Genomic DNA, 23,506 nt, shown 5'->3' with positions numbered 1-23,506 from the left:
GTTTGCGGTGAGCCCGCCTGCTTGATGTGTATAAAAAAATAATTACTCGTAGGATGTATCATGACACAAACAATTACTGGCAATGGTTTAGGAATTTATGGCTCATCTATTGGTATGGGAGGCCATGCAACCCATGGGAGTGCCTCCTTAGGCCAAGGCGGTGAGTCAGCCTATGTTAATGCTGCTAATGGAAACTTAATCTTACGACATGCCGATGGTTTTCTCGCGGATATAGGTTTTGGCTTTGATTTATTTCAAACCTATAATTCCTTAGGTGAACGGGGTGGCTCCTGGTGTTTTAGCGTGCAATCGCGAATTGAATTGCATGGCGAAGCAAACCATGAGGGCTCATATGTTATTCGAATTGGTGAAGATGGGCATCGGGCTCGTTTTAACTGGAATGCTACACGTCAGCAATATATGCCCGAAGAAGGCGGTACGACTAATTTGCGCTTGAGCGCCAATGGATGGGTTTATAAGGATGGTAGTGCCAAAACAACCTATGAATATGATCGCAATGGCCAGCTAATGCAAATTAGCGATCAGGATAATCATCATCTTAAGTTTAACTATGTTGATGGGCATTTGGGCTCAATTGTAAGCACTAGTGAGCGTCAAAAAATCACCTGGACTTTTAACCGTGGTTTGCTTACCGACATAACAACGACCAGTGATACGCAACAAGTGCACCACATCCATTACGACTATGATGAGCGCCAGCGTTTGCATAAAGTTAGCCGTAATCTAGGCGATGGAAAAACCTACTGGATAACCTATGATTATGTAGCTGACTCCAATCGCATCAGTATGGTAAAGCAATCTGATGGCACCAGCTTAAGCATTGACTATGATGCTCAAGGACGAGTGCAAAAGTTAATTGATGGGGAAGGTCGTTGCACCACCTACACTTATGCATCAGGGCATACAACCTTAAGCAATAGCCTTGGGGAATCTTGGACCTATTTCTATGATGAGCGAGAGCGTTTGATTGCGGTAGAGGGGCCAGAAAATTATCGCATGAGTTACCGCTATGAAGGGAATCAATTAATCAGCATTACCCAAGGTACGCAAGTATGGCACTATCGTTATAATGATGCCGGTGATTGCATCTACATCCAGGAACCTAATGGGCACATAACCCAACGTAGTTTTGATGCAGAACATCATTTGCTTTTAGAAACAAGTTATCCGGCGTTTGATGGCGATCAGCATCCCATTAAGCCGAAAACCACTCGTTATACCTATGATGCTCAAGGGCATTTGCGTTTTATTATTGCTGCGGATGGCACGGTTACCGAGTATCGTTATAACCCGCAAGGGCAATTGACCAGTAGTCGTCGTTATCTCAAAGCGGCGTACAATTTAAGTTCTTTGGCAGAAGATTTTTACCTTAGCCAGGAACAGATGGAGAAATGGAGTACGCAGCAAAATCCACAACAAATTAGTTTAGTGGAGTACAACTATGATTGGCGTGGTCAACTCAGTGAGGAAATTCATTATGCTCATATAACGGCGGAAGGTCTTGGCATTTTGGATGCACAAGCCACCCGCAGCCATACGGTGTATGATGCTGCGGGGCGTTTACGAGAGAAAAGTATTCCTACCGCAAATGGCTGGAGTACTACCTATTATTTATATGATGATTTGGGCCGCTTAACTCAAACTGTAGATAATCAAGGCCACACCCAAAATATTAGCTATGATGATGCACATCAACAAATCATCCAAACTGATGCCAATGGCTTACAAACAATAAAAATCTATGACCGTAGTGGTTTGCTAATTGCAACCCATTGTTTGGATATACACCATGATTTGGGTACCACCTCCTATCAATATGATGAAGCGGGCCGGTTGATTTCTGAAACAGGCGTAGACGGATTAAACATTTTTTATTTTTATGATGCCCAAGGCCGTTTAAATGCCAAGGTCAATAAACAAGGTCAACTGACAAGGTACTCGTATAATGAGGAAGGTTCATTAGTACAAACCCATCAGTATAGCCAACGAATCAATACTAAGGGTTGGTTGCAGCATTGTCCTGCTTTTGTATCCATTATCCCTCTTAGCAATAAAGAAGACAATATTAGTCAAATAGTTTATGATGAATATCAGCGGGTTGCGTATACCATTGATGCGACTGGTGCCGTGATCGGGTATACCTACAATGCTGAAGGAAAAATAACCAGCAAAACCGCCTACGCACAACGCTTAGCGGATTATCAGCCTGAAACCTTGTTGTCTAAAACATCATTGCAGCTCCGCTCCTCTTCTAAGGATCGCAGTATGCATTATTATTACGATCTGAATGGCAATGTTTCTGCTGAGCTTAATGCCGAAGGCTATGTTAGCGAATACCGTTACGACCGCCAGGGCCATGTAATTGAAACCATTCGTTATCACCAACCAATCAAAGCATTAAGCGGAGATTGGCAACTGGATAAGCCTAGTGCCGATAGTAAGGATATTCATACCTACAATTTTTATGATGCACAAGGGCAAAAAATTGCTAGCGTTGATGGTGAACGTTACCTGACCGAATATCGCTATGATGCGAATGGCCAATTAATTGAACGTATTGCTTATGCCACCGCCATTGCATCCGCCTTTGAGCTGAGTAACGAAACTTTAGAAACGGTTCGCCCGCAGCAACAGGGTAACGATCATCATAGTTATTATAGTTATAATGATTTGGGGCAATTGAGTGAAGAGAAATCCCCTAATGGATTAATTACCGCATACACTTATAACGAGGTGGGGCTGCTCATTAGTAAACGCCGTATGGATGCACGGACCCAGGCAATAAGAGAACAACAATATCGTTACGATGCCTTAGGGCGAATTATTCAGGAATTGGATGAATTAGGTTGTGCCAAACTCAAGCAGCAACCAGCATTAACCGATGGGGCTATTGCACAGATTTGGCAGGAGCATAGTATTAATTATACCTATGATAATGCTGGATTATTGTGTTCCAAGACTGATGCCCTGCAACGCACGACCCGCTATTTTTATAATGAATATGGCCAATTGCAATTTAGCCTAAATGCACAAGGGAGTATCGTCGAAACTTGTTATAATGCCTTGAATCAAATTGAGTCCATTTGTAAATACAGCGCACCGTTATCATTAAAAAAATTGGCGACGGTAACGAGCCAAGATATTCAGGCTTATTTAGAACAGGTGAAAGACGCGCATTTTGATGAAACCACCTGGTATGAATATAACTCAATTGGTCAGGTAATCGCTCAACACAAGGGAGCCAAGGGATTAATTACTTCCGAATATAATGCTTTTGGTGAATTGGAACGCAGCCTTGAACGTATTGATGCCACCCATAATAGGAGTACACAATATACTTATGACCGCCGCGGTTTCTTGTCGCAGCGAACAGAGGATCCCGAGGGCTTAAACCGGTCGGTACAAATGCACTACGATGCCTTTGGTTGGATGGATGAATATACTGACGGGCGCAAAAATACCACGCTCTATAAATGGAATAACCGAGGGGAGCAAATTAAGATTGTTAATCCCCAAAATAAATTTAAAAAAATAGGGTACGATGCGTTTGGCCGGGTTATTAGCGAAACAGATAATTTGCAAATAAAGATCAAGGAGTATAACTATGACGATCAAAATAATAAATTAACCTTGAAAGACCTGCAACGAGGCTCAGAAATCATCACCGAATTTAATGTGTTTGGTGATAAGCTCAGTTTGAGCGATGGCAATAAAAATACCACCACCTTTAGTTACGATGAGCGGGGTTTACTCATCCGTGTCGATGCTCCGGAAAATACTGCTAAAGCCTATCATTATGATGCTGCCGGGCAATTGCAGTGGCAAGAGGATTCGGGTGGTCACAAAATTGCATACACCTATGATGCCCAAGGTCATGTCCTTAGCAAAACCATCGATCCGGACGGACTGAATCTGATTAGCGAATATGCCTATGATGCTATTGGTCGCCAAATACAAGTTACTGAACATCAACGAGTAACCCAGTTTACTTATAATGACCAGGGATTATTAGTTAAATCCTGCGTTGACCCTAAAGGATTAAATCTCATCACCGAATACAGTTACGATGCGCAGGGACTGTTATTACGCAAAACGGAGTTGAATAGCAAGGGGCATGACAAAATAACCGCCTACACTTGGGATACTTTAGGTCGCTGTATTGCCACTATTCAAGATCCTGACAATTTGTGTCTTAAAACGCAGTATCAATATGATGAAAATGATAACCTGACTTGCCAAACGGATGCACGCGGCAACAGTACCTATTACGTCTATGATGGGAAGAATCAATGCCGTTACCAAATCAATGCGCGTGGGGGCGTTACCGAACACATTTACAATGCAAATGGTTGTGAGACACAAACCATCACTTATGCAAAACCAATCAAATTGGGGGAAAAGCACTCCGAGTCGAGTTTAAGCCAACTTTTGGTCAAAGATGCTAAAGATCAACATATTTTTCGCGAATGGGATACAGCCGGGCGTTTGGAAAAATTATTTGATGCTTTAGGTTATGCTACCGAATACGCGTATGACACAAATGATAATATTGTCTGCATAACGAAATACCCCGTACCGGTTTCTATCGAAGATTTAAAGGTAGGGGTGGTTGTTCAGTTAGATCGTACAAACGCACGCGATGAACATTTTGCTTACGATGGTTTAAATCAGCTCCGCTTTCAATGTAATGGCAAATATGTGACTGAATCCCAATATGATGCCTATGGTCAGGTTATTGCACGTATTCAATATATCAAGCCGGTCGCTCTCCATGAGGCGAGTGCAATTAATCTGGAATATTTTCAGAAAAATTGCCCGAGTAATAGCGAAAATAAAATAACCCGCTATGTCTATGATCCAGCCGGTCGCATGATCATCGAACTCAGTCCACAAGGCGTTGCCAAATCCTATACCTATAACGAGTTAAACCAAGTCATTTCCTGTACGCGTTATGCGACTTTAATTAGGGGCGATAATGCCACCGGCTTAGCTTTAGGAACACTTGCGCACAGCAATAAAGACCGCAGCAATTATTTTGTCTATGATGCCGCAGGCCGAGAACGTTATCGCATCAGCTCTGAGGGTCAGGTAGTGGAGCGCTGCTATGATGAGGTAGGTAATGTCCTCTCCCAGATTACCCACGCGCAACGAGTCACTACTTTAAAAGACAATACACTAGCCGGCTTAGATAAACTCCTGGCAGAAGACCGCAGCGCACGCAGTAGCACTTATAGCTATGATGCTCTGGGTCGCCTGGAAAAAGAGGTGAATGCCAATAAGCAGGAAACCAGTTATCAATATGACAGTAATGGTAATGTATCGAAAAAAATAGAAGCGAATAAAGCCGAGTGGACTTATTCTTATGATGAGCTAAATCGACTCACCGAAACCCTTTCTCCAAAAGTGGCAGTAATGGCTAAGGTAATGGGTAATCAGTATCAGGTAAGCGTACGCTCCATCAGCACCAAAAAAGAATACGACAGTTTTGGTAATGTGATTAGTGAAACACGTGATACGGAAGGTTCTGCCCAAAAACGTTGCTTTGAATACGACGCGATGAACCGCCTCACCAAAACGATTTATCCTGACGTTAAAGTGAATAATGCCAGCCAGGCGAGGTCTGCAGCACGCCAGGAGATCAGCAAAGATTTAAGTGAGCTGACGACCTACAATGCCTTTGGAGATGTCATTGCTCGTAGTGATCGTGCTGGCCACTGGCAACATTTTGCTTATGATATGCAAGGCCAGCTCATTTATCAGGTAGACACTCGTGGGGCTCTAACTCAATATGATTATGATGCGTTTGGCCGAGTAACCCAAAAAATTCGCTATGCAAAGCCGCTGACTTTGGATGATTACAGTACCGCGGCAATTGTTCAAGCCTGCCTCACCGATAATGCCGATCGTACCGAATCTTATAACTATGATTTGGATGATCGCCTCATTGAAACCAAGCGTGATGCTGTGCTTACCTTTAATCCGCGCGATAAAAAGTACAGTCAAGTGCAACCCAGCACACGTAACGAATACAATGCGTTTGGGGAGCTCGTTAAAACCATCAAGCGGCTTGACTCCAGTCGCGAGGCGGTCACTCTCATGTATTATAACCAGGATGGCCAGCAAACTGCACAAATCGATGCGGAGGGATACCTGACGACCTACCAGCTTAATGCGTTTGGTGAAGTAGAATGTTGTACCGAATTTGCCTCGCGGGCGGGAACTGCCAATGTTAATGAATATTCACGCCCAGCAGCTCATGCCAAAGATCGCACTGTAAGCTTTACTTATGATGCTTTAGGACAACTAACCTCTAAAGTCCTTAAAAATGTAGAATTTTCCCGTTTAGTTAATGGCAAGTTAGAAACGATTCGTCAGGATATTCCCACCTATTACCGCTATGATGCAATGGGGCATTTAGTCGAAACTACCGATGCCAAAAACAATACTGCTTATTGCTATTACGATGCGTTAGGCCAGTTAACGGCGAAAGTAGGTCCCGGTCAACAAACTCGTAGCGCGACGACGTATTACTATGATGCCTTAGGCAATTTGCTGCAAACCCATAAATGGGCCAATGGAGCGAAGTTAACTGAGAATAAGGGCTTTGTAGTAAACGGTTTCTCTGAGGCTGACCAAGTAAGTTCTGCGGAATTTAATACCTTGGGGCAGGTGATTAGTGAAACGAATGCCATGAATCATACCGTAAATTACAGCTATGATGCGGCCGGCAATTTAGTGCGCAGTTTCCAAAACGTGACCCGAGTTGATGGCTCAATACAGGTTCGCGACGTGCGTTATGTGTATGATAGTGCGCATAATTTGCTCGAAACCCGCCGCTACAAAGAAAATAACCAGCTGCATGTCGAGGTGGCGGTTTATAATATTTTTGGTGAAATGACAGATAAAGAGATGGAAAATGCGCTTCATATTCATATTGATTATGATCGTTTAGGTCATGCATGGCGTTCCAATGTACAAGGCTATTACCAAATTTTCCTTTATGATGCCGCAGATGAGGTAACGCAAATTGTCACCTCGGCCAATGGTTTTCATCCGGAAAGCGGGGAGCGCGGAGTTAATTTAGGGGACGCATATTTTAACAATTGCATGGACTTTGATAATGGCAATTTGCACCAACGGTTACAACGGCAAAATGCCACCTACGATGCTCTAGGCCATCTACTTTCGCAAGTCCGGGAGTATACGGTAGAAATCTTCGATAAAGAAGGGCTTCGTAAGGTTGTTGAATCAGGACAAACCCAAACAGTAGACCGCTGGGGAAATATTCTCTCCCATACCAATGCTTTGGGCTACACCACCAATTATGAATACAATTTATTTAATCAAGTCATAAGGCAAGAGCTTCCCGAAGTTTCCTTCATGAATGAACAGGGCGTAAGAAGCCGTATTAAGCCAGTAAATACCTTTGCTTACGATGAGTTAGGACGAGTGATTGCGGCAATTGATGCCAAGAAACATAGAACTACCCGGGCTTATGATGCCGAAGGGCATGTGATTCAGGAAACGGATGCGAAAGGGATTTCAAAAAGCAAAAAGTACAATCTCTTAGGGCAATTGAGCTCCACCGAGAACGAATTACATGGCATCACCGCATACACCTACGATCGCGAAAATCGCCTTACCCAGGTGCGTTCCTATTTCGGTGAAAAGAAACTACATCAGCAAGAATATACCTATGACGAAGCAGGCCAGCTACTCACTCAGAAGAATGGGGCCAATGAACAAATAAAATTTACTTACGATACGCTGGGTAATCAGATAAAAAAAATAGATGCCCGTGGAATGGCCACTGACTATGAATATGATGACTATGGGCACAAAATCAAAGCGGTGGATGCGAACCGCAAGCAACAAACCTGGACATATGATGCCCATGGTCATTTATTATCGCATACTGATTTAGGCAACCGCACTACACGTTATGAATACAACGTCAATGGGCTGCTACTCAAAGAATATTCTACCAGTGGTAAAGAAATTAATCGACAATACCAAGGCGATGGACAATTAATTACTTACGAAGACAAAACCAGCAATGAAACGGTCCGCTACAGCTACGACCTGGAAGGTCAAATGCGCAGCAAACTCTCCAGCCGCTCACAAAATATAAAAGACAGTTGGCTCTATGAAACTGATTTTTACGCCTACGATGAGCTAGGACGTTTAAGCTCGGTACGCCGCCATAATCCGGAGGATTTACCTAATGCCGATAAGTCCTTGCTTTGGGTCGATTACGATTATGATGAAGTAGGTAATATTCGCCATACCGCAGTACAAGCCAAAGCCAGCGGTACGCGCTCAGGTAGCGCAAGTGAAGCTTATTATCTCTACGATGAAAACAATCGCATGACCCTAAATAAAGGCGAACTACACAATGGACAAATTGTTTTTGGTGCCAAAGGCAGTCGCCTGGCTTACGATGACGCCGGTAACATAAGTGATGCAGAAAGTTATGAGAACAAGACGCTAAATAAATATCACTACGTGTATGATCAGGCTAATCAGCTGGTGGAGGTCTCTTTGCAAGGGAAGAGAATTCAAGCCAAAAAGTATGATTTAGCCGGGCGTGTCACTGAAGAGCATGTTTATGACAAATTGGGTAATAAGTCACAAGAGACAATCCTAACCTACCAGGGTGGTTTATTAATCCATCAATCCCTCCGTGACCAAAATAAAAAGGAATTCTCCACGGTAAATTATACGTATGACGCCGCAGAGAATATGACTTCCATGCTCATTACCAATAAAGGCGGTCCTACAAATAAAGGGGGTTCCACAATTGCTCATCAGTACACCTATGAGCTCTGGGATAGTTACCAGCAAAAAACTGATTCAGTGATTATAACCGATTATAACGCCAAAGTTCCTACGTATGGGCGCAGTACGCGTAATTACGACCAAAATGGTTTATTAAATAATGTTGTAGACCCTTATGTAGATAAAAACAACCATGCCTCCAATATTAAGTATTTATACAGTTCCATTGATGGTTTGCGCCTACGCCAAGACGGCGATGGTTCTTCTACTAGTTATTTATCCCTCGCAGGAAAAACCATAGGCTCTCTGCGTGTGGATGCGTCAGGAAAACAAGATCTTGATATTTACGGCGGTTTTACCCCTACCGGAGGACCTACAGCCCGCCATATTAAATTGGACAAAGAGCAAAGAGAAATGATGGCAGAGCTTATGTCCATGCTTGGCGTAACCGAAGATCCATTTAACAAAGCGCCAACGCCAATAGATGCGCCCCAAGATAGCATAGGCGCCTACACCTTAAAATCAGGCGACAGCCTGGAATCAATCGCCCTACAAGTCTATGGGGACAGCAGCTTATGGTATCTAATCGCGGACGCCAACGGCATCAGCGACCGTAGTGCGATTGCAGGACGAGACAGCCAGCTCTACATAGGCCAACGCCTCACTATCCCTCCTGCAGCCACAGGACAACACCACACCCAGGCAACCCATCGCATCCTGGATGCGAATAAAATGCTCGGCAACACCAGTGCCAAGGCCGCCATGCCAACCCCCAAACCGCCGAAGCCCAAACACGGTAGTTTTTTTGGCAAGCTTGTGGTTGCGGTTGTCGTTACCGTAGCCACCGTGTTAACCGCGGGGGCGATCGCTGTTGGCATGGGGGTTGCTGGTTCGATATTTTCAGCAGGATTATCGGCATTAGGTGGAACCATTGCCGGTTCAGCAGGAGCCGCGGGTATTGGTTCGGTGCTTGGCGTTGGGTTTGCAGCAGGTTTCGTTGGCAGCATCGCCGGCCAAACTGCCGCCAACCTTATGGGCATGCAAAGCGGGGTTGATTTTGGCGGAGCCTTGATATCCGGCTTAGCCACCGCAGCTACCGCCGGCGTAGGTTATGGTTTAAAAAATGTAGGTACCTTTAAAAACCTTTCCAATAAGTTGAATAACTACAACTATAAATACTTTAACACCTCCAGCGCCTTTGAAATGATGGAGCAAAATGCCGCAAGCCAGGCATTTAACACCACCATAAGACGCCATCAACACTTCGACTGGACTGAATTAGGAGTGTCCGGCCTCACCGGAGGCCTAATGGGTTCAGAAGCTGGAAAAGAATTCGGCAAAAAACTCGAAACCCTGGATAAGCACACCGGAATGTTAAGCGCAGAGCTACAAACTCTGGCTGGAGCTGGCGCTCAATCACTTACCACAGACTCTCATTTTGATGCATTACAGGTTTTAGGAGACAATTTAGGTAATGCGATTGGAAATGCCGTAGTAGGACGATTTGCATGGTCTGGGCTAGAGGATATGGGTAAAGATATTGCTCAAGAGAACATCAAAGGGCTTATTATTGATGGTCTTTTAGATGATTTTGAGCAATCTAAACAAGATTTTAATAATTATCTCGTGAATCATATGGATGAAGGAGTTAATCCCTCTGCTCCTCGTGATAAGGATACGTATCTTTCTGGTTCTATACTTTCAGGGTATACAGGAGAGGTTATTTACAATAATTCAGAATATTTTGATGGAAATGGGGCCTTGGCACAGGAAAATGTCCCTTTCAGAACGAAAGAGATTTCTTCTAGCCGAGATATTACTACATATCTTTCTGGTTCAGTGCTTTCGGGATATGTGGGAAGTGTTATTTATAATAATTCAGAATATTTTGATGGCAATGGAGTATTCATAAGGGAAAATATAACGTTGGATGATTATGGAAATAACATTTTTTCTAGCCTTGAAAATGTAAGAGAAGCATTAAACGTTAAGTATAAAACAAAAATTATATTTTCAGAATTATCTAGTCATGAAGGTGGTCAGATAAGGCACGGATATTTACCGATGCAGCGAGTTAGAGATAAAAATGGAAGTTCTTTAAAAGTTGTGGGTCAAAGCGGAATTACTTTTGCTACTGGTTGTGATATCGGTCAACATAGTGAAAAGGAGATTAAAAGTTTTCATTTTCCGCCAGAATTAGAAGCGAAATTATTACCTTTCGCGGGTAAAAAAAGAGATGATGCTAGAGAGTTGCTTCCTTTAGCAAAAAAAACTTACTTAACCTCCGAAGAGGCAAATAGATTGGATTTTGCTTTTAAAGGGAAAACAATCCAAGCTACTATGGACAGCTGGAATAGAAAAAAATTACAACATACGCCTTCATTTATGGAGTTAACGGCTGAACAACAAACAGTTTTATTATCTAGAACATACCATCAAGGACCGGCAATGCCAGATACAAAAGTAGCATATAATTTCTATAATTCAGCTCTAAAAAATGATTGGATTAGAGCAGAAGAACATTTAAGAAATTATAATGTTAAAGATCAATATTATATAAATAGGGTTCATAAGGAAGCAGATCTTTTGAAAAAAAATAGATAACAGCATGAATACTTTTCTAAGATAGAACAAATTGTATTAATTACAAACCCATTACAACATTAATTTAATAAGTTAAAGAGATGAGAGTGGAATTATCTAAGCATTAGCTTTTGATAATTGAATTCAGTGTGTGAAGAAAAAATAATTTGAAAGGAAAATAAGTCCTCCTCAAGTGTCTATGTAAAATTTATAATAATTGTTAGTTGTGCTCGATTAGCTATTAGAAAAAATTCTTCTTAAGGTTTTTATTATGTCAATAAAAAGACAAGCTTTTTTTACTATACTGCCAGTGCTAAATTTAATGATGGTCCTGGATTGTTTTGCTACAACATTCCCTAACCCTTTTCAGAATACATGGAGTAGTAATGATGGAACGGTAGCGATTACAGAGTGTCAGGGGATGAAATGCAAAATTAAAATTGATACGATGATTGGAGCATTTACATGTGATCTTGAAGGCGTGCTATTTGTTTTATCTGATAAAAAAGCATTGTTTCAAATAAAAAAAGTAAATAACGCTCAAAACAAATTATTTCCCATAAGGGTTTCTCTATCAAAACAATCACTTACTGTTACGATACCCAAAGGAAGCCATGACGCTGCAAGAGGATACTGTGGGAACAGAGTCGGTTTTGATGGAAAATACTTCGCTCCTAACACGAAACGAATTTACGCAACAAGTTTTAATTGTGATAATGCGAGGACAAAAATAGAGCTGGCTCTTTGCCATTCTGAAGCGTTAGCATATGCAGATCGGGTTTTGTCAAAGCTTTATTTTCAAGTCAAAACAAAAAAATTTGAATATCTTATTACTCAACAAAAAACATGGATAAAAGAACGTAATCTTTGTTCGAAATCGGTTGATTTGAACCAATGTTTGTTAGGCAAATATCGTGAAAGAATTTTAACTCTGCAGCAGAATTTTATCAGTAATCAGGCAACATCTGAAAAAATGAATCCCTCTCTGCCTTATAATTTTGAGTACTTTATTTATTTAGTAAAAAATAACGAAATAGAAGATTATGATATTTTCTCAGATCCACCGTTACAAAGTTACTTAAGCGCCGCATTGGCAAAAGATGTGATTGGCGATATTTTTCAAAATCGATTTTCTGAAATAAATATTAAATCCCATAATGATTCATTAATAATGATTACAGGTGCTGCTCCGGGTCTTTATAAAATTTGTGAGGGGGCTCTTATTTTAACTAAAGAGCATGAAACATGGCTGGCTTATACAACGTTTGATAGTAACTCTAAAAAACAAATAGTTATTATATGTCCGAAAAATATCGATGTAACAACAATACCTACTCCTTTAAAGCAATGGGCAGATAAGCTTTTACCGTATATGGACAATAAGGATATTATATATAAAAAGGTGTTTACCTCTTGAAATGGTAATATTTAGGAACTAATGGGTGTCTTTATGTGGACATCCAAAAATTAAATGATTAAAGAATGAGGATTTCGATATTTTGGGGATTCTTACTTTTTGCGCTTAAGTTAAAAAATACCACGATGATTTTGATTACATTGTTTCTGGGTAAGCCGTAGGCAAAAAGAGAGTCTTGATCTCTAGGATGTAAGATAAGAACACATATAATGGTTATTATGAAAGATGGCATTCTAATGGCGAGAGTCGTCAACAACTTATAAGAGGGGATTAAAATATATAATTCTGCGTATAACTCAAGGAGTGATAAAAGGAAATAAATAACAAATTCAGAGGGTCAAGCCTTGCTTTTTGCGTTTAATTTTAGGAAATTCTCCGCTTAATTAATTGAATGATAATAAATAAATTAGGTTTGGACTTATATGGAAAATAAAAACAAAGTAAGTCCAGTATGATTAGAGCATTAGATAGAGAGTATCCTGGAGTGCAGTATCATATAACTTCGTCTGTCAATAAGCAGGAAAATACTCAGATGCAGATAGAATTTTATTTCTAGAGATTTTTTGCACCTATGCATGAGATGCACTTGGAAATGTTATGCCTATTGCCTTATGAATAATCATTTGCTTGGTGAAACCCTGATGGGAATCTTAGATAAACTCTGAGGGGCAAATGAGCAAAAAACAAGGCCTGACCCTCTGGCCCCTATGTTAATACCGGAAGACTTCCAGATATTAATGGTGATTGAATGATATTTAAAACCATGGGCATAGTACATCGCGGAGAATAAAAACCTGGTCAAAAGGTATTTTTTAAATGGTTGGTTGAGAGGTAAAAGTGATTAAACAAGTAATTTTTATTATATGCATGATGTTTATAAAGAATATTTCTTTTTCTGCATCTATTAATGAAACTTTAGGAAGATGGTGTTGGGATCTAGATAATAAGAAAAAAGCTTTTTTCATTACAATAAAAAAGCATGCTGGTAAGTTTTACGGTGGCTATGATTCCGTTGTGGATTTCGGGGCTAAAATTGATGATAACGATAATGCTTTTAGTTTTACCCAAATTAAAAATAATATGATCAAAATGAAAATTAAATCAGGAATAAATGGTGGGATGGGGTTAGTCCAACTTAATTTTTTAAAAAACAATAAGATAAAATGGACCGTAATACATCAACCGAAAGGAGAGTTTTATGCACCAAGACAAGCGCTCTTGCATAAATGTTAACTAAATAATATTTTATTGGATATCTGTTCTTTTGGGCCTTGGGTTTCACTTCACAGCTACTATGTTGAATAATAAGAGCAAATTAATTGGATTTGGTTTATGGAAATAAGAACAAGTAAGTCCATGCCCTTCTTGAACATGCGAGAGGGAACAGACGTGATGAATAATAAAAAAATCAGAAGTGAATAAACAAAATTAAATTCATTTATTTTTACACTACGACTTACCTGCGAATAGTATAAGCAGACATCTTCACCAGTTTCTGCCAAACTAAATTGCCCAGAACGCAGAAAGCAAGACTTGACCTTTTTGAATTACCCAAAGGCACTTCAATTTGGGTAGGTAGAACAGCCCACAAGTGGGAGCAAATGGGTTAAATTGTCTGGAGGAGGACCAGATATTCATGTGGAACATGGGTTTTAGTTGGTTTACTCAAACCAAATGGATTGGAAATCACTGGAGAAAGAATTAATGTCATTTCCTGAATATAGTAATTTGCTATCAGAAATCAAAAGACTCACTTCTCTGAGCCAACTTGAACGTGAGTCTGAATGGGTTTATGCCGAAAGTAGCCAATTAAAATTTTTGTTAAAAAAATTAAATTCAAGTAAGAATAATTACAATAAATTGAAAGGAATTGAACATTTTGTTTCCGATATAGCAAGCTCTGACACCAAAATTTTAGAGTTGTTAGAGGATTATTTGGAGATAATACATTGCTGATAAAGAAGCATACAGAATCAAGAGAGTTAGAATTAGCCCCTCCTGAGGGTGGGTTCTCATTAAGTCAATAAAGAACATTTGACGCAATATGATAGTTTACAGTCCGCTTATTTGATATGGAAAAAGAGTTAGGAAAAACTGTTTCGAAGGTTGATGTATGGAAACCAGAGTATGGAAACCAGAGGGTCAAGCCTTGCTTTTTGCGTTTAATTTTATCCTAAAGCAGGCTCAGGCCATTGGTCGCAATTCCTTATTGATAAGGTTGAAATAGATAATGCATACATTTTTAGGTTAAACCGATGATTTGTGAATGTGAAAAACTAAACAAAGGCCCCTTTAAAACAGAGAAAACCTATTTGAGCTTTCAAAAAAAGGTTAATCAGTTAATTGACGCTTCTATTTTAAAAAAAATTGGGGAAGTTGATGCTCTATTTCTTACTTATGAGTATGGTTGTTTGGTTTGTGATAAAATATGGGTGCTAAAAGTACCTGATCAAGCATATAGAGGAGGGTGTTTGAAAAGCAGTGAAAAAAATAAATATTTGTAGATATAATATATCCCGGTGATAGTAATGATGCCTCAGCCCATGAAATTCAGAGGGTCAAGCCTTGCTTTTTGCGTTTAATTAGAGAAATTCCCCGCATAATTTATTGAATAATAATAATAATAATAATAATAATAATAATAATAAATAAATTATGTTGGGACTTATATGGAAATAAAAACAAAGTAAGTCCAGCATGAGTCTCATATAGCTGCGCGACGCAATAAGCAGGAAAATATTCAGATGAGGATTGTATTTTTAGGGATTTTTTTGCACCTATGCCTATTGTCTTATGAGTAATCATTATCATTTGCTGTTGAAGCACTGCTGGGAATCTAAGAGAAACCCTCGGTAGTAAATGAGCCAAAAACAAGGCTTGACCCTTTGAGGCACTGTTAGGTAGTAAAACGGCTGCCGTTGAGGAAATAGCACAAGCGCTCCCAAATAAAACAATCCAACGAATCCATATAGAAGCAAATATCGCTCAAACCAGAGCTGGAATTGAAAGTAGTGTAAACTTTCTTGAGGTTGATGGAAGAGCGACAGCAAGGAGCTTCTATGCTTGGACATCAGAGAAAATTAATAGTCATTTAGATGGTATAGATTTCAGTAAAGGAGTACACGTAGAATTAATCCCGAAGGAACTATGTTGCAGCAGCACCAAATGCCCAAAGATCCAATCGGTAATTATTTTACTGTTGGTGACGATAGAGCTAAGCTTGGTATCTCTACCTCCGGTCGAACAACAAGAAGTTATGTTGCTATCTCTGATATAAGTGCACTCAGATCCACTACTGGTGATATCACGGATTGGTCGATGCTTAAGTATAAATGGGAAATACGTTTAAGGGGCGGTGAAACACAGTATTTTACACATAATACTTTTGATTGGAGGATGGTGCCATGAGCCGTATAGAGCAGTTTGAAGATACTATAAAAAGGTTAAAAAATATTGTTGTAAATGAGCTCCCAGGATATGTTGTTGCGGAGCAACTTATACAAGGATTTGAGCATGCAAAGGAGATAGAAGAAGGCATAGTTTGCAACATTGAATTACTGAAAAAATTATGTGATTTTGGTTTACCTTATAGAGACATAGACGCATTTGATGATAAGGTTATTGAGTCAGTGTATAGTTCATTTGAAGAAATGAAAAAATTATTGAAAGAGAGGCTAAGCAAATGAGCCAGTTAATGCTGTATCAACCTAAAGAAAAACCTTCAGATCTTCTTAGAGATCTAAAGATTTTTTTACAAGCCTGCCCGACATAAATCAAGCATATTATTGCAAAGCTAGCCTTGCTGAAAATGGTAAAATAACAGAAAGAACTCTTATTGCGGTTGATGTAGAAGGAAATAAAGATATTTATGCAGCTTTAGAAGAGTTTAATTACCTAAAAAAAGAATATAACGAAGATGTGATTTTTGTTCATATAGAGGAGCAACCTTTTAGTAGATACTTTAGGAATGAGCAGCCATTTTATAAACGAGGAGGAGGAACCTAGAGGGACAACGCTTACTTTTTGCGTTTAATTTTAGACCTTCCCCGCTTAATTAATTGCATGATAATAAATAAATTAGGTGTGGACTTATCTGGAAAATAAAGTAAGTGCAGCATGGTTAGATCATTAGGTATAGAGTATCCTGGAGCGCCGTATCATATAACTTCGCGAGGAATAAGTAGGAAAATACTCAGATGAGGATAGGCTTTTATTTTTAGAGATTTTTTGCACTATGCATGAGAAGCAACTGGAAATGTTATGTCTATTGCTTATGAAGTAATCATTATAATTTGCTTGTTGAAACCCTGATGGGAATAGAGAAAACCCTAGGGACAAATGAACAAAAAACAAGGCTCGACTCTCTGGGGCGATAGCCTTTAGTTTTTGTTTACTCCAACAGTAAGCATCATGAGGTTGATAAATTCGTTTCTAAACACGTATAGGCTTACATTGCATATATGAGAATACTATCGATTTTAAAAACTATCGGTCTCCGTATAAATGACAATATATCTGTGCTCTCTCATTTCTCATCGTGTTTAATTGAGATACAATCATGCGTTTTTTGCAAGGTTTGAGCCGAAATAAGGAATGTTGTTATGAAAATTAAAGTAATCCCGGATATGAGCATCCAAAACATGAGCAATCTTGTTGATGAAATGCTCGAGATATTAAAACATAACCAAGCTGTAGTTGCTGAAATTAGACGGCGAGGAGATAACAGCAAACAGGTTCCCTCTTACCAAGAGTTCCACAATGAATTAGAACGCACTAAAGATCGTTTGATTGAACTTTCTGAATATGAGTTGACCGAAAAAGACAAGCTAAGCCTAGAAATAGCTTGTGCTTATTTTTGCCTCTATTGCTTAGCACATGGTTCTCGTAGTGACGAACTTTATTTATGTAAGTTAATAGATGCTGATACCTGGTTGAATAACCCTTCGAAAGGAAGAGTGGGGAAGTTAGAGGATTGTACTGATCATTCAAGTCTGCTGGCAGCAAAATATGCGTTATCTATAGAAAAGGATTCTGGTTATTATGCAACGCGATTTGAGTGGCTTGCGTCTGGAATTCATCAATATGAAAACTCTTCTAGCATGCGACCATAGCTTGAGAGGCTGTGGGCAGTTCTTGAATTTTGAAATTAAATAATTAGTGATAATTAAACTCAAAGTTCAAGACCCACTTCCAAGCTGTTCGTACTAAAAGGATGATAGCTTATAAAGGCTGCTTTAATAGGACAACTTACTAGAGTTTTCCGCAACTTCCGTGTTGTCTGCTAATTCCGACTTTTCTGAATCTTCCGCGCACGGGGGATAAGGACTGGTGCCTATCCTTGCCGGGATGACTTCGATACCTTGAGAGTGTTTTAATAAATATTTTTCCAACAGCGCCTGATGGTTTTTCTTCAGCTCGTTAAACAATGAATGCTCTTGCGTTGCTTGTATGGCTGCTGCAAATATTTTTATGGTGAATGAGTCTTGGGCGTTTTCGGGGGCTTCTTTCTCGTGGATATCTTTTATGAATTTAATGCGTGCGCCAATTTGTTGCTGTAAATCGGGAAATTGCAATTTTCTCTCATACTCAGAACATAATTTCATTATTTCTTGAGAGCAGTTGATGAGCATTCTAAATAGGCTTTTTTCCGCGCACTGTTCTTCTGCACTTGTATAGAGGCGATTATCAATAGCCGCTTCTAATAAAGAAACCAATTCCATATCGATTTTCTGCTCATCGAGTGTTGATTGGAAGTAGCAGACACAAAATCTTAATTGTGCAAGTGAATCCAAAAGACTTCCAGCGGCCCTATAATTATAATTTAATGATTTTGCTTGGTTTAGGCGGCTCGTAAGTTTTAAAAGATAAAATTGTTCATTTATTCCATCTTTATAGATTGGATAACCTAAAGGGCGGGTAGTAATTTGCAGGATTTGTAAAAAAATCTGAATGTTAAACTCTGTGGGTTGAGTACCTAATTTTTTATCAATCGCAGTTAAAATGAGTGAATCTAACAACATAATGTATCCCAATATTCTTTCTTAACAAAGTTGCTTATGCCGAATTTTGTACAAACACAGAGAGCTCACTATTCACGATTGTTGGTGGGATGTCAATATAAATTACCTTGCTTAATAAAACAGAGAGTGTATCTATTTATTTTATCTGGGGTTCTTTATTAGCCTATATATTTACGCACTTAACTTCGCAATACACTGCATCACATGCATGGCTTGGGCATAATTTAAACGGGGGTTCACTACCAGATTGTTGTAGCATTTTTGACGGTCAATTATAGATTCATCAATAGACGAGGGGTAATTTAAGCACTCTGTAACATCCTGATCGGTTATTTCTAGATGGATAGCATTAAGTTGACTTCCCATTTTTTGATGAATCAAAAAGGAGTTTTTTATCTCCTCAACAATAGCACTAAGCTTCCTAACGGTTATCTGTGGGCTTAATAATTCAGTATTTCCCTGCATGGGATCACCACTCCACAAAACGGTGTGATTTGATCTTTTTACAGCATCAATTAAGTGGGGCAACATGCTATGAATAGATTGAACTCCTAAGCAGGGAATCAGTGTGATACGTCCAGGATTATAATCTGGGTCTAATTTGTTGATGGTCTTTATTAGTCCTTTGATAGAAGTATTGGAACCTATTTTTATTGCTAGAGGATTTGCACATTTTTTCAAATAGTCAACATGTTGAGTATTGTCAATCAATGGAAAATGAGTTGAGCGGTTGTAATATAATCCCGTTTGTTTATCCAGTTGCGTTATGGCTTGTTCAGGAAGGGATGATAATTTTTTGTGGCTCGTGTATATTTTTTTTTCGGCGCTTAGGTCCTTATTCCATAGGCTAATTTCTCGATAAACAGAAGCTGAGCAATTATGGTTCTGTAGCAATTGCGGGTGAGTCGACACGCGGTGTTTTCTATGAGCTTGATTTTCCTTATCACCAAAGTAAGAGGAAATTCGTTCATTTTGCAAAATTTCATTATGAGAATTGTCTCTGTGTTTTGTATAGTGGTCCGATATCTGGCTAACTTGGATAACATTGTTTCCGGTTTTTCGGTGAAAAAATTCAGCTAACTGATGAATAAAATCTAAGTTTGCAAAAGCTGTGTCTTGATCGTACTCGCAAATACTCTCAGAACCATTCCCTAATTGTATTAAAAAATACTCTCCTCTGGTGGCTCTTGCTATTAATTGACGGAGCTTATTAATTTCTTTAATTGAAATTAGTGGTGCTGGAGATTCGATATCTATTCTCTTATTAATAGAATCATAAAATGGGTAGTATCGCGTTTTCTGATTTTTAATTTGCTGGGTCGATTCAATCATATTCATAACTCCCTACCATCATAATAGATATCCAGATATTTCAATATTCAATTTAGCACTCATTTTATTAATGAATCAGTCAGAATAACTTTAGCACCGGAACGATTACATAAAAGTAATGTGATAATACTTGTTTTTACTATAAAGTAAATTTATTTGGATGCTTAAAGTAAAAAATAACAATATATTCTCAAGCAAGTAAAAAAGTGTTACTCTGGCTATATTTATAAAAATGAGCGTAATTTTGGTAGAACAGCTTCTTAATAATCATTCTTTAGATAAAGTTAATGAGAATTTATCTAAGAACCTTTCTTTATTAATGAAAGAGCATAAGGTTTCAGAAAGTGATCTAGCTCGTGCATTAGGCCTACCTTATAATACGATTCATCGGCTTGTAAGTGGACATACAACTGATCCTAGAATTTCCACATTAAAATCAATTGCTGTATATTTTAATGTAAGTTTAGATACGTTACTTAATCCTATTGAACTCGCTACAAGCACCTTAAACATTAATAATAATCCAAAAGCGGTCCCTATTTTATCTTGGGAAAAAATATCAAGTAATGACTTTTTAAATTCAATTGATCGTCAGGACTGGGTTAATTGGTTGCCAATACCTTTGGTTTCTATCGAAAATCTCAGTTTACATGCTTATGCTATAGAAAGCCGGCCGTCTATGTATCCAAGATTTCCTACTGGTACTTTTTTTGTTGTTGATCCCGAATGTAAGCCAATTGATGGAGACTTAATTCTTATTAAAATTAAAAAAGACGGGGCGGTTTCCCTTCGTGAATTAATGATTGACCCTCCAACAATGAAACTATTGCCGATTATCCATAACTCAGATTTACTTAACTTCATTGCAAGTGAACACGAAATCATAGGGGTTGTCGTATTATCAATGCATCATCCAAGAAGAAGTTAAACATGTTTTTGTTATTAAGGAAATTTTTTAATTTTCTAACTATTTTTTTCAAATTATATTTCCCTGAAAAAAACTATCTTTATAAGATTGAAGAAATAAATGAATGTTTGAATCGAGTAGTTATATCATGTCGAGGAAAAGGTGCCACTTTAGTTTCTACAATTGAAGATATTGGATATGATCAATATATTATTACTTCTCTTCCCCCTCACCAAGCCTGCTGGATAGGGTATTATTTTGGGAAAAGTTGGGGTATAAAGAAAAGTCAGAAAAAAACAAATCTTTCTTCACCACACCAGACTAGTCAAAAATCAAATTATAGAATCATTTGCCAAGACCGTATGGGAAATATTATTTATCAGAGCACACAAAATAGGGCTATGTATAAAATGGACCCTATAGAATTAGCAAAAAGTAAAACTATTATCTTATTTAATTCATCTCAAGCATTTTATATTGGTTTTCTTGCTGGTTTGAAAAATACTAAAGACATAAAAAAAATTAATGTTAATAAACCCATTTTAAAATTAGTTAAATAAACAAATTAATAATGCTAACTCAACTATCACAAATAAAGAATTCCAATACATACTGTATAGGCGCATATAAGTATATTACTTTTCTTTCGATGCTTTATTTGGCTTGTGAGCTTGCATCTTTAGTCTTATCTTTTAAGATAATAAAAGTACAATATTTTTTTGGTGCCGCAGCATCTTTAATTTTTCCAATAACATACACTTGGAATGATATAATCACAGAAGTATATGGCTTTAAAATAACAAAAAAAATTATTTGGTTTGTTTTCGTATGTGATTATCTCTTTGTATTTTTAGTGTTCTTTGCTATTCAGGCGCCGTCACCACAATTAAATCAAGAGGAATCGTATAATCTTGTATTAGGTTCACTTTGGCGTTCGTTATCAAGTGAAATGATCGGCGTATTAGCAGGAGCTTTCATTAATTCAGCGATTATTTCAAAATGGAAAACTCTTACTCATGGGAAATTTTTTTGGTTTAGGAGTATTTGCTCATCAGCGATTGGCGAATTAATTATGTTGCTCATTTCGGTTCCATTAGCTTTATATGGAACCTTAAATATTAAAGAGATAACTTCTTTAATTTTATATGCCTATTCATATAAAATTATATTTGCGGTCATTATTTCAGGCCCAGCAAATTACCTTGCAAATATGTTAAAGTCTAAAGAAGAAATTGATATTTATGATTATAATGTAAGCTATAATCCTTTCAAAATTAATTAAATTGCTCTTTACTACAAATAGGGCAATTGTCTAATTTTTCCCATGTTTCCTGAACAGCCATTTCGGAGCTTTTAAAATTAAAAATACATAATTTTCCAAGGGCATTAGGCTCAGAAATTTTAGTTACTATTTTTAAAAATTCACTGGATATAAGGCCTGAAACCATCGAAATCATTGGCATAATAGCTACATTTGGAGAAGGGGCTGAGGAAAAATACTCAGCTTGAACTATATCTTGATAAAGGGCTCGGTCTTTGCTGGCTGATTGCTTCCAACATGCCATGCACCCAGTGATACCTGGTATTATAGAAAAATAAGTAGCCCAAAGACTATCTAGCCCACCACAAATATACGGTATTTTAAATTCCAGACATGCATTGTTAACCCAGTCCAAAATCTTTTCTCGAGGCATATCTGCTGCTGCAATTACAAAATCATATCCTCTAACCATTTCCAGAACATCATCTGTAGACTCAAGTTTTTTATTACAACACTCTATATTTGCGTTAGGTAAAAACTGTAATATTCTCTGTTTTGCCATGTCGCTTTTATAATGCCCTATATCAGTGTTGCTGTATAATATTTGGCGATTTAGATTGGATAAGCTCACTTTATCGTAATCAACGATTCTAAAATTTAGTACCCCAAGAGCTGCTAGATTTAATAATACATTAGAACCAACACCACCTAGTCCCAGAATTACAACTTTAATTTCACTCAATGACTGTTGTTTCTGATGCTTATTTTCCTTTGCTCGGCAATATGAACCTAAAAATTCTACGTTTTTTGACCACCTTTCTTGAGCTTCAATCGTAGCGTTAGGAATATTATAAAAAACATCCTCAATTAAGTATTCATTATCAAGAGCACTTAATAAATCGTCTAAAAATTGGCTTTCATAGGGATATATAGATGACATCCTTTCTTTCAGATCTTGTAGCGAAATGGAGCCATCCATTATAGAACAAACGTTATAGATGAATTTTTTTTCATCATCTAGGTCGATAGATAGCCCAGGAATTTTGAAAAAGGAAACTATGCCCTTTCTCCAACAAAATTCGACAAAAGGCTTTATTCTAGGATATTTATATACTGGAAAAGGCATTTATAACGTAACGCTCTAGTTCTGGTTAATGTTAATAAGGAACTGCACTACCAGCAAGACT

Annotated in this window: 13 protein-coding genes and 1 pseudogene; 11 read left to right on the top strand and 3 right to left on the bottom strand. The window is 38.4% G+C overall.

All coding sequences use genetic code 11. The features are described 5' to 3' along the window. Positions 1 to 60: 60 nt before the first annotated feature. The 8 genes and pseudogenes from ACD661_RS08825 (at position 61) to ACD661_RS08790 (ending at position 17,910) form a co-directional block, all read left to right on the top strand. A complete protein-coding gene (locus tag ACD661_RS08825; RefSeq protein WP_400187495.1) occupies positions 61 to 11,403 on the top strand; it encodes a pesticin C-terminus-like muramidase in 11,343 nt (3,780 codons plus the stop codon). A gap of 250 nt (positions 11,404 to 11,653) precedes the next feature. Then, complete coding sequence (locus ACD661_RS08820; RefSeq protein ID WP_400187494.1) at positions 11,654 to 12,799, top strand: lysozyme inhibitor LprI family protein; 1,146 nt, start codon at positions 11,654 to 11,656, stop codon at positions 12,797 to 12,799. A gap of 837 nt (positions 12,800 to 13,636) precedes the next feature. Continuing rightward, positions 13,637 to 14,032 (top strand): hypothetical protein, encoded by a 396-nt coding sequence (locus tag ACD661_RS08815; protein ID WP_400187493.1) that lies wholly within the window; start codon positions 13,637 to 13,639, stop codon positions 14,030 to 14,032. A 441-nt stretch (positions 14,033 to 14,473) separates the two neighbouring features. Next, complete coding sequence (locus ACD661_RS08810; RefSeq protein ID WP_400187492.1) at positions 14,474 to 14,755, top strand: hypothetical protein; 282 nt, start codon at positions 14,474 to 14,476, stop codon at positions 14,753 to 14,755. A gap of 299 nt (positions 14,756 to 15,054) precedes the next feature. Further along, positions 15,055 to 15,303, top strand: coding sequence for a hypothetical protein (locus ACD661_RS08805; RefSeq protein ID WP_400187491.1), 249 nt, complete (start codon positions 15,055 to 15,057; stop codon positions 15,301 to 15,303). 900 nt (positions 15,304 to 16,203) lie between these two features. Continuing rightward, the gene (locus ACD661_RS08800) at positions 16,204 to 16,485 is read left to right on the top strand and encodes a hypothetical protein (RefSeq protein ID WP_400187490.1); all 282 of its coding nucleotides are present in this window, start codon (positions 16,204 to 16,206) and stop codon (positions 16,483 to 16,485) included. Positions 16,486 to 16,555: 70 nt separating this feature from the next. Beyond that, positions 16,556 to 16,804, top strand: a pseudogene (locus tag ACD661_RS08795) (enhanced serine sensitivity protein SseB C-terminal domain-containing protein); the annotation flags it as partial. 596 nt (positions 16,805 to 17,400) lie between these two features. Beyond that, entirely contained in the window at positions 17,401 to 17,910 is a 510-nt protein-coding gene (locus ACD661_RS08790; RefSeq protein WP_400187489.1) for a hypothetical protein, read from the top strand. A gap of 123 nt (positions 17,911 to 18,033) precedes the next feature. On the opposite strand, the gene ACD661_RS08785 is transcribed toward ACD661_RS08790, so the two are convergent. Both ACD661_RS08785 and ACD661_RS08780 read right to left on the bottom strand, forming a co-directional pair. Next, positions 18,034 to 18,819 (bottom strand): hypothetical protein, encoded by a 786-nt coding sequence (locus ACD661_RS08785; protein ID WP_400187488.1) that lies wholly within the window; start codon positions 18,817 to 18,819, stop codon positions 18,034 to 18,036. Between the two features lie 171 nt (positions 18,820 to 18,990). Then, positions 18,991 to 20,151 (bottom strand): 3-deoxy-7-phosphoheptulonate synthase, encoded by a 1,161-nt coding sequence (locus ACD661_RS08780; protein WP_400187487.1) that lies wholly within the window; start codon positions 20,149 to 20,151, stop codon positions 18,991 to 18,993. A gap of 244 nt (positions 20,152 to 20,395) precedes the next feature. Here ACD661_RS08780 and ACD661_RS08775 point away from each other — a divergent pair, with 244 nt between their 5' ends. From ACD661_RS08775 to ACD661_RS08765, 3 genes are read left to right on the top strand one after another with little or no spacing between them, the layout of a single operon-like run. Beyond that, entirely contained in the window at positions 20,396 to 21,079 is a 684-nt protein-coding gene (locus tag ACD661_RS08775) for a helix-turn-helix domain-containing protein (protein ID WP_400187486.1), read from the top strand. A gap of 2 nt (positions 21,080 to 21,081) precedes the next feature. Then, complete coding sequence (locus ACD661_RS08770) at positions 21,082 to 21,618, top strand: phosphoheptose isomerase (RefSeq protein ID WP_400187485.1); 537 nt, start codon at positions 21,082 to 21,084, stop codon at positions 21,616 to 21,618. An 11-nt stretch (positions 21,619 to 21,629) separates the two neighbouring features. Then, the gene (locus ACD661_RS08765) at positions 21,630 to 22,340 is read left to right on the top strand and encodes a queuosine precursor transporter (protein WP_400187484.1); all 711 of its coding nucleotides are present in this window, start codon (positions 21,630 to 21,632) and stop codon (positions 22,338 to 22,340) included. Here ACD661_RS08765 and ACD661_RS08760 read toward each other — a convergent pair. Next, positions 22,333 to 23,445, bottom strand: coding sequence for a HesA/MoeB/ThiF family protein (locus ACD661_RS08760; RefSeq protein WP_400187483.1), 1,113 nt, complete (start codon positions 23,443 to 23,445; stop codon positions 22,333 to 22,335). The genes ACD661_RS08765 and ACD661_RS08760 overlap by 8 nt on opposite strands. Positions 23,446 to 23,506: the final 61 nt, after the last annotated feature.

This window comes from Legionella lytica (assembly GCF_044626755.1).
GTDB lineage: Bacteria > Pseudomonadota > Gammaproteobacteria > Legionellales > Legionellaceae > Legionella > Legionella lytica_A.
The sequence above is the reverse complement of the archived record's forward strand: the minus strand, read 5'-3'. Positions and strand labels throughout refer to the sequence as shown.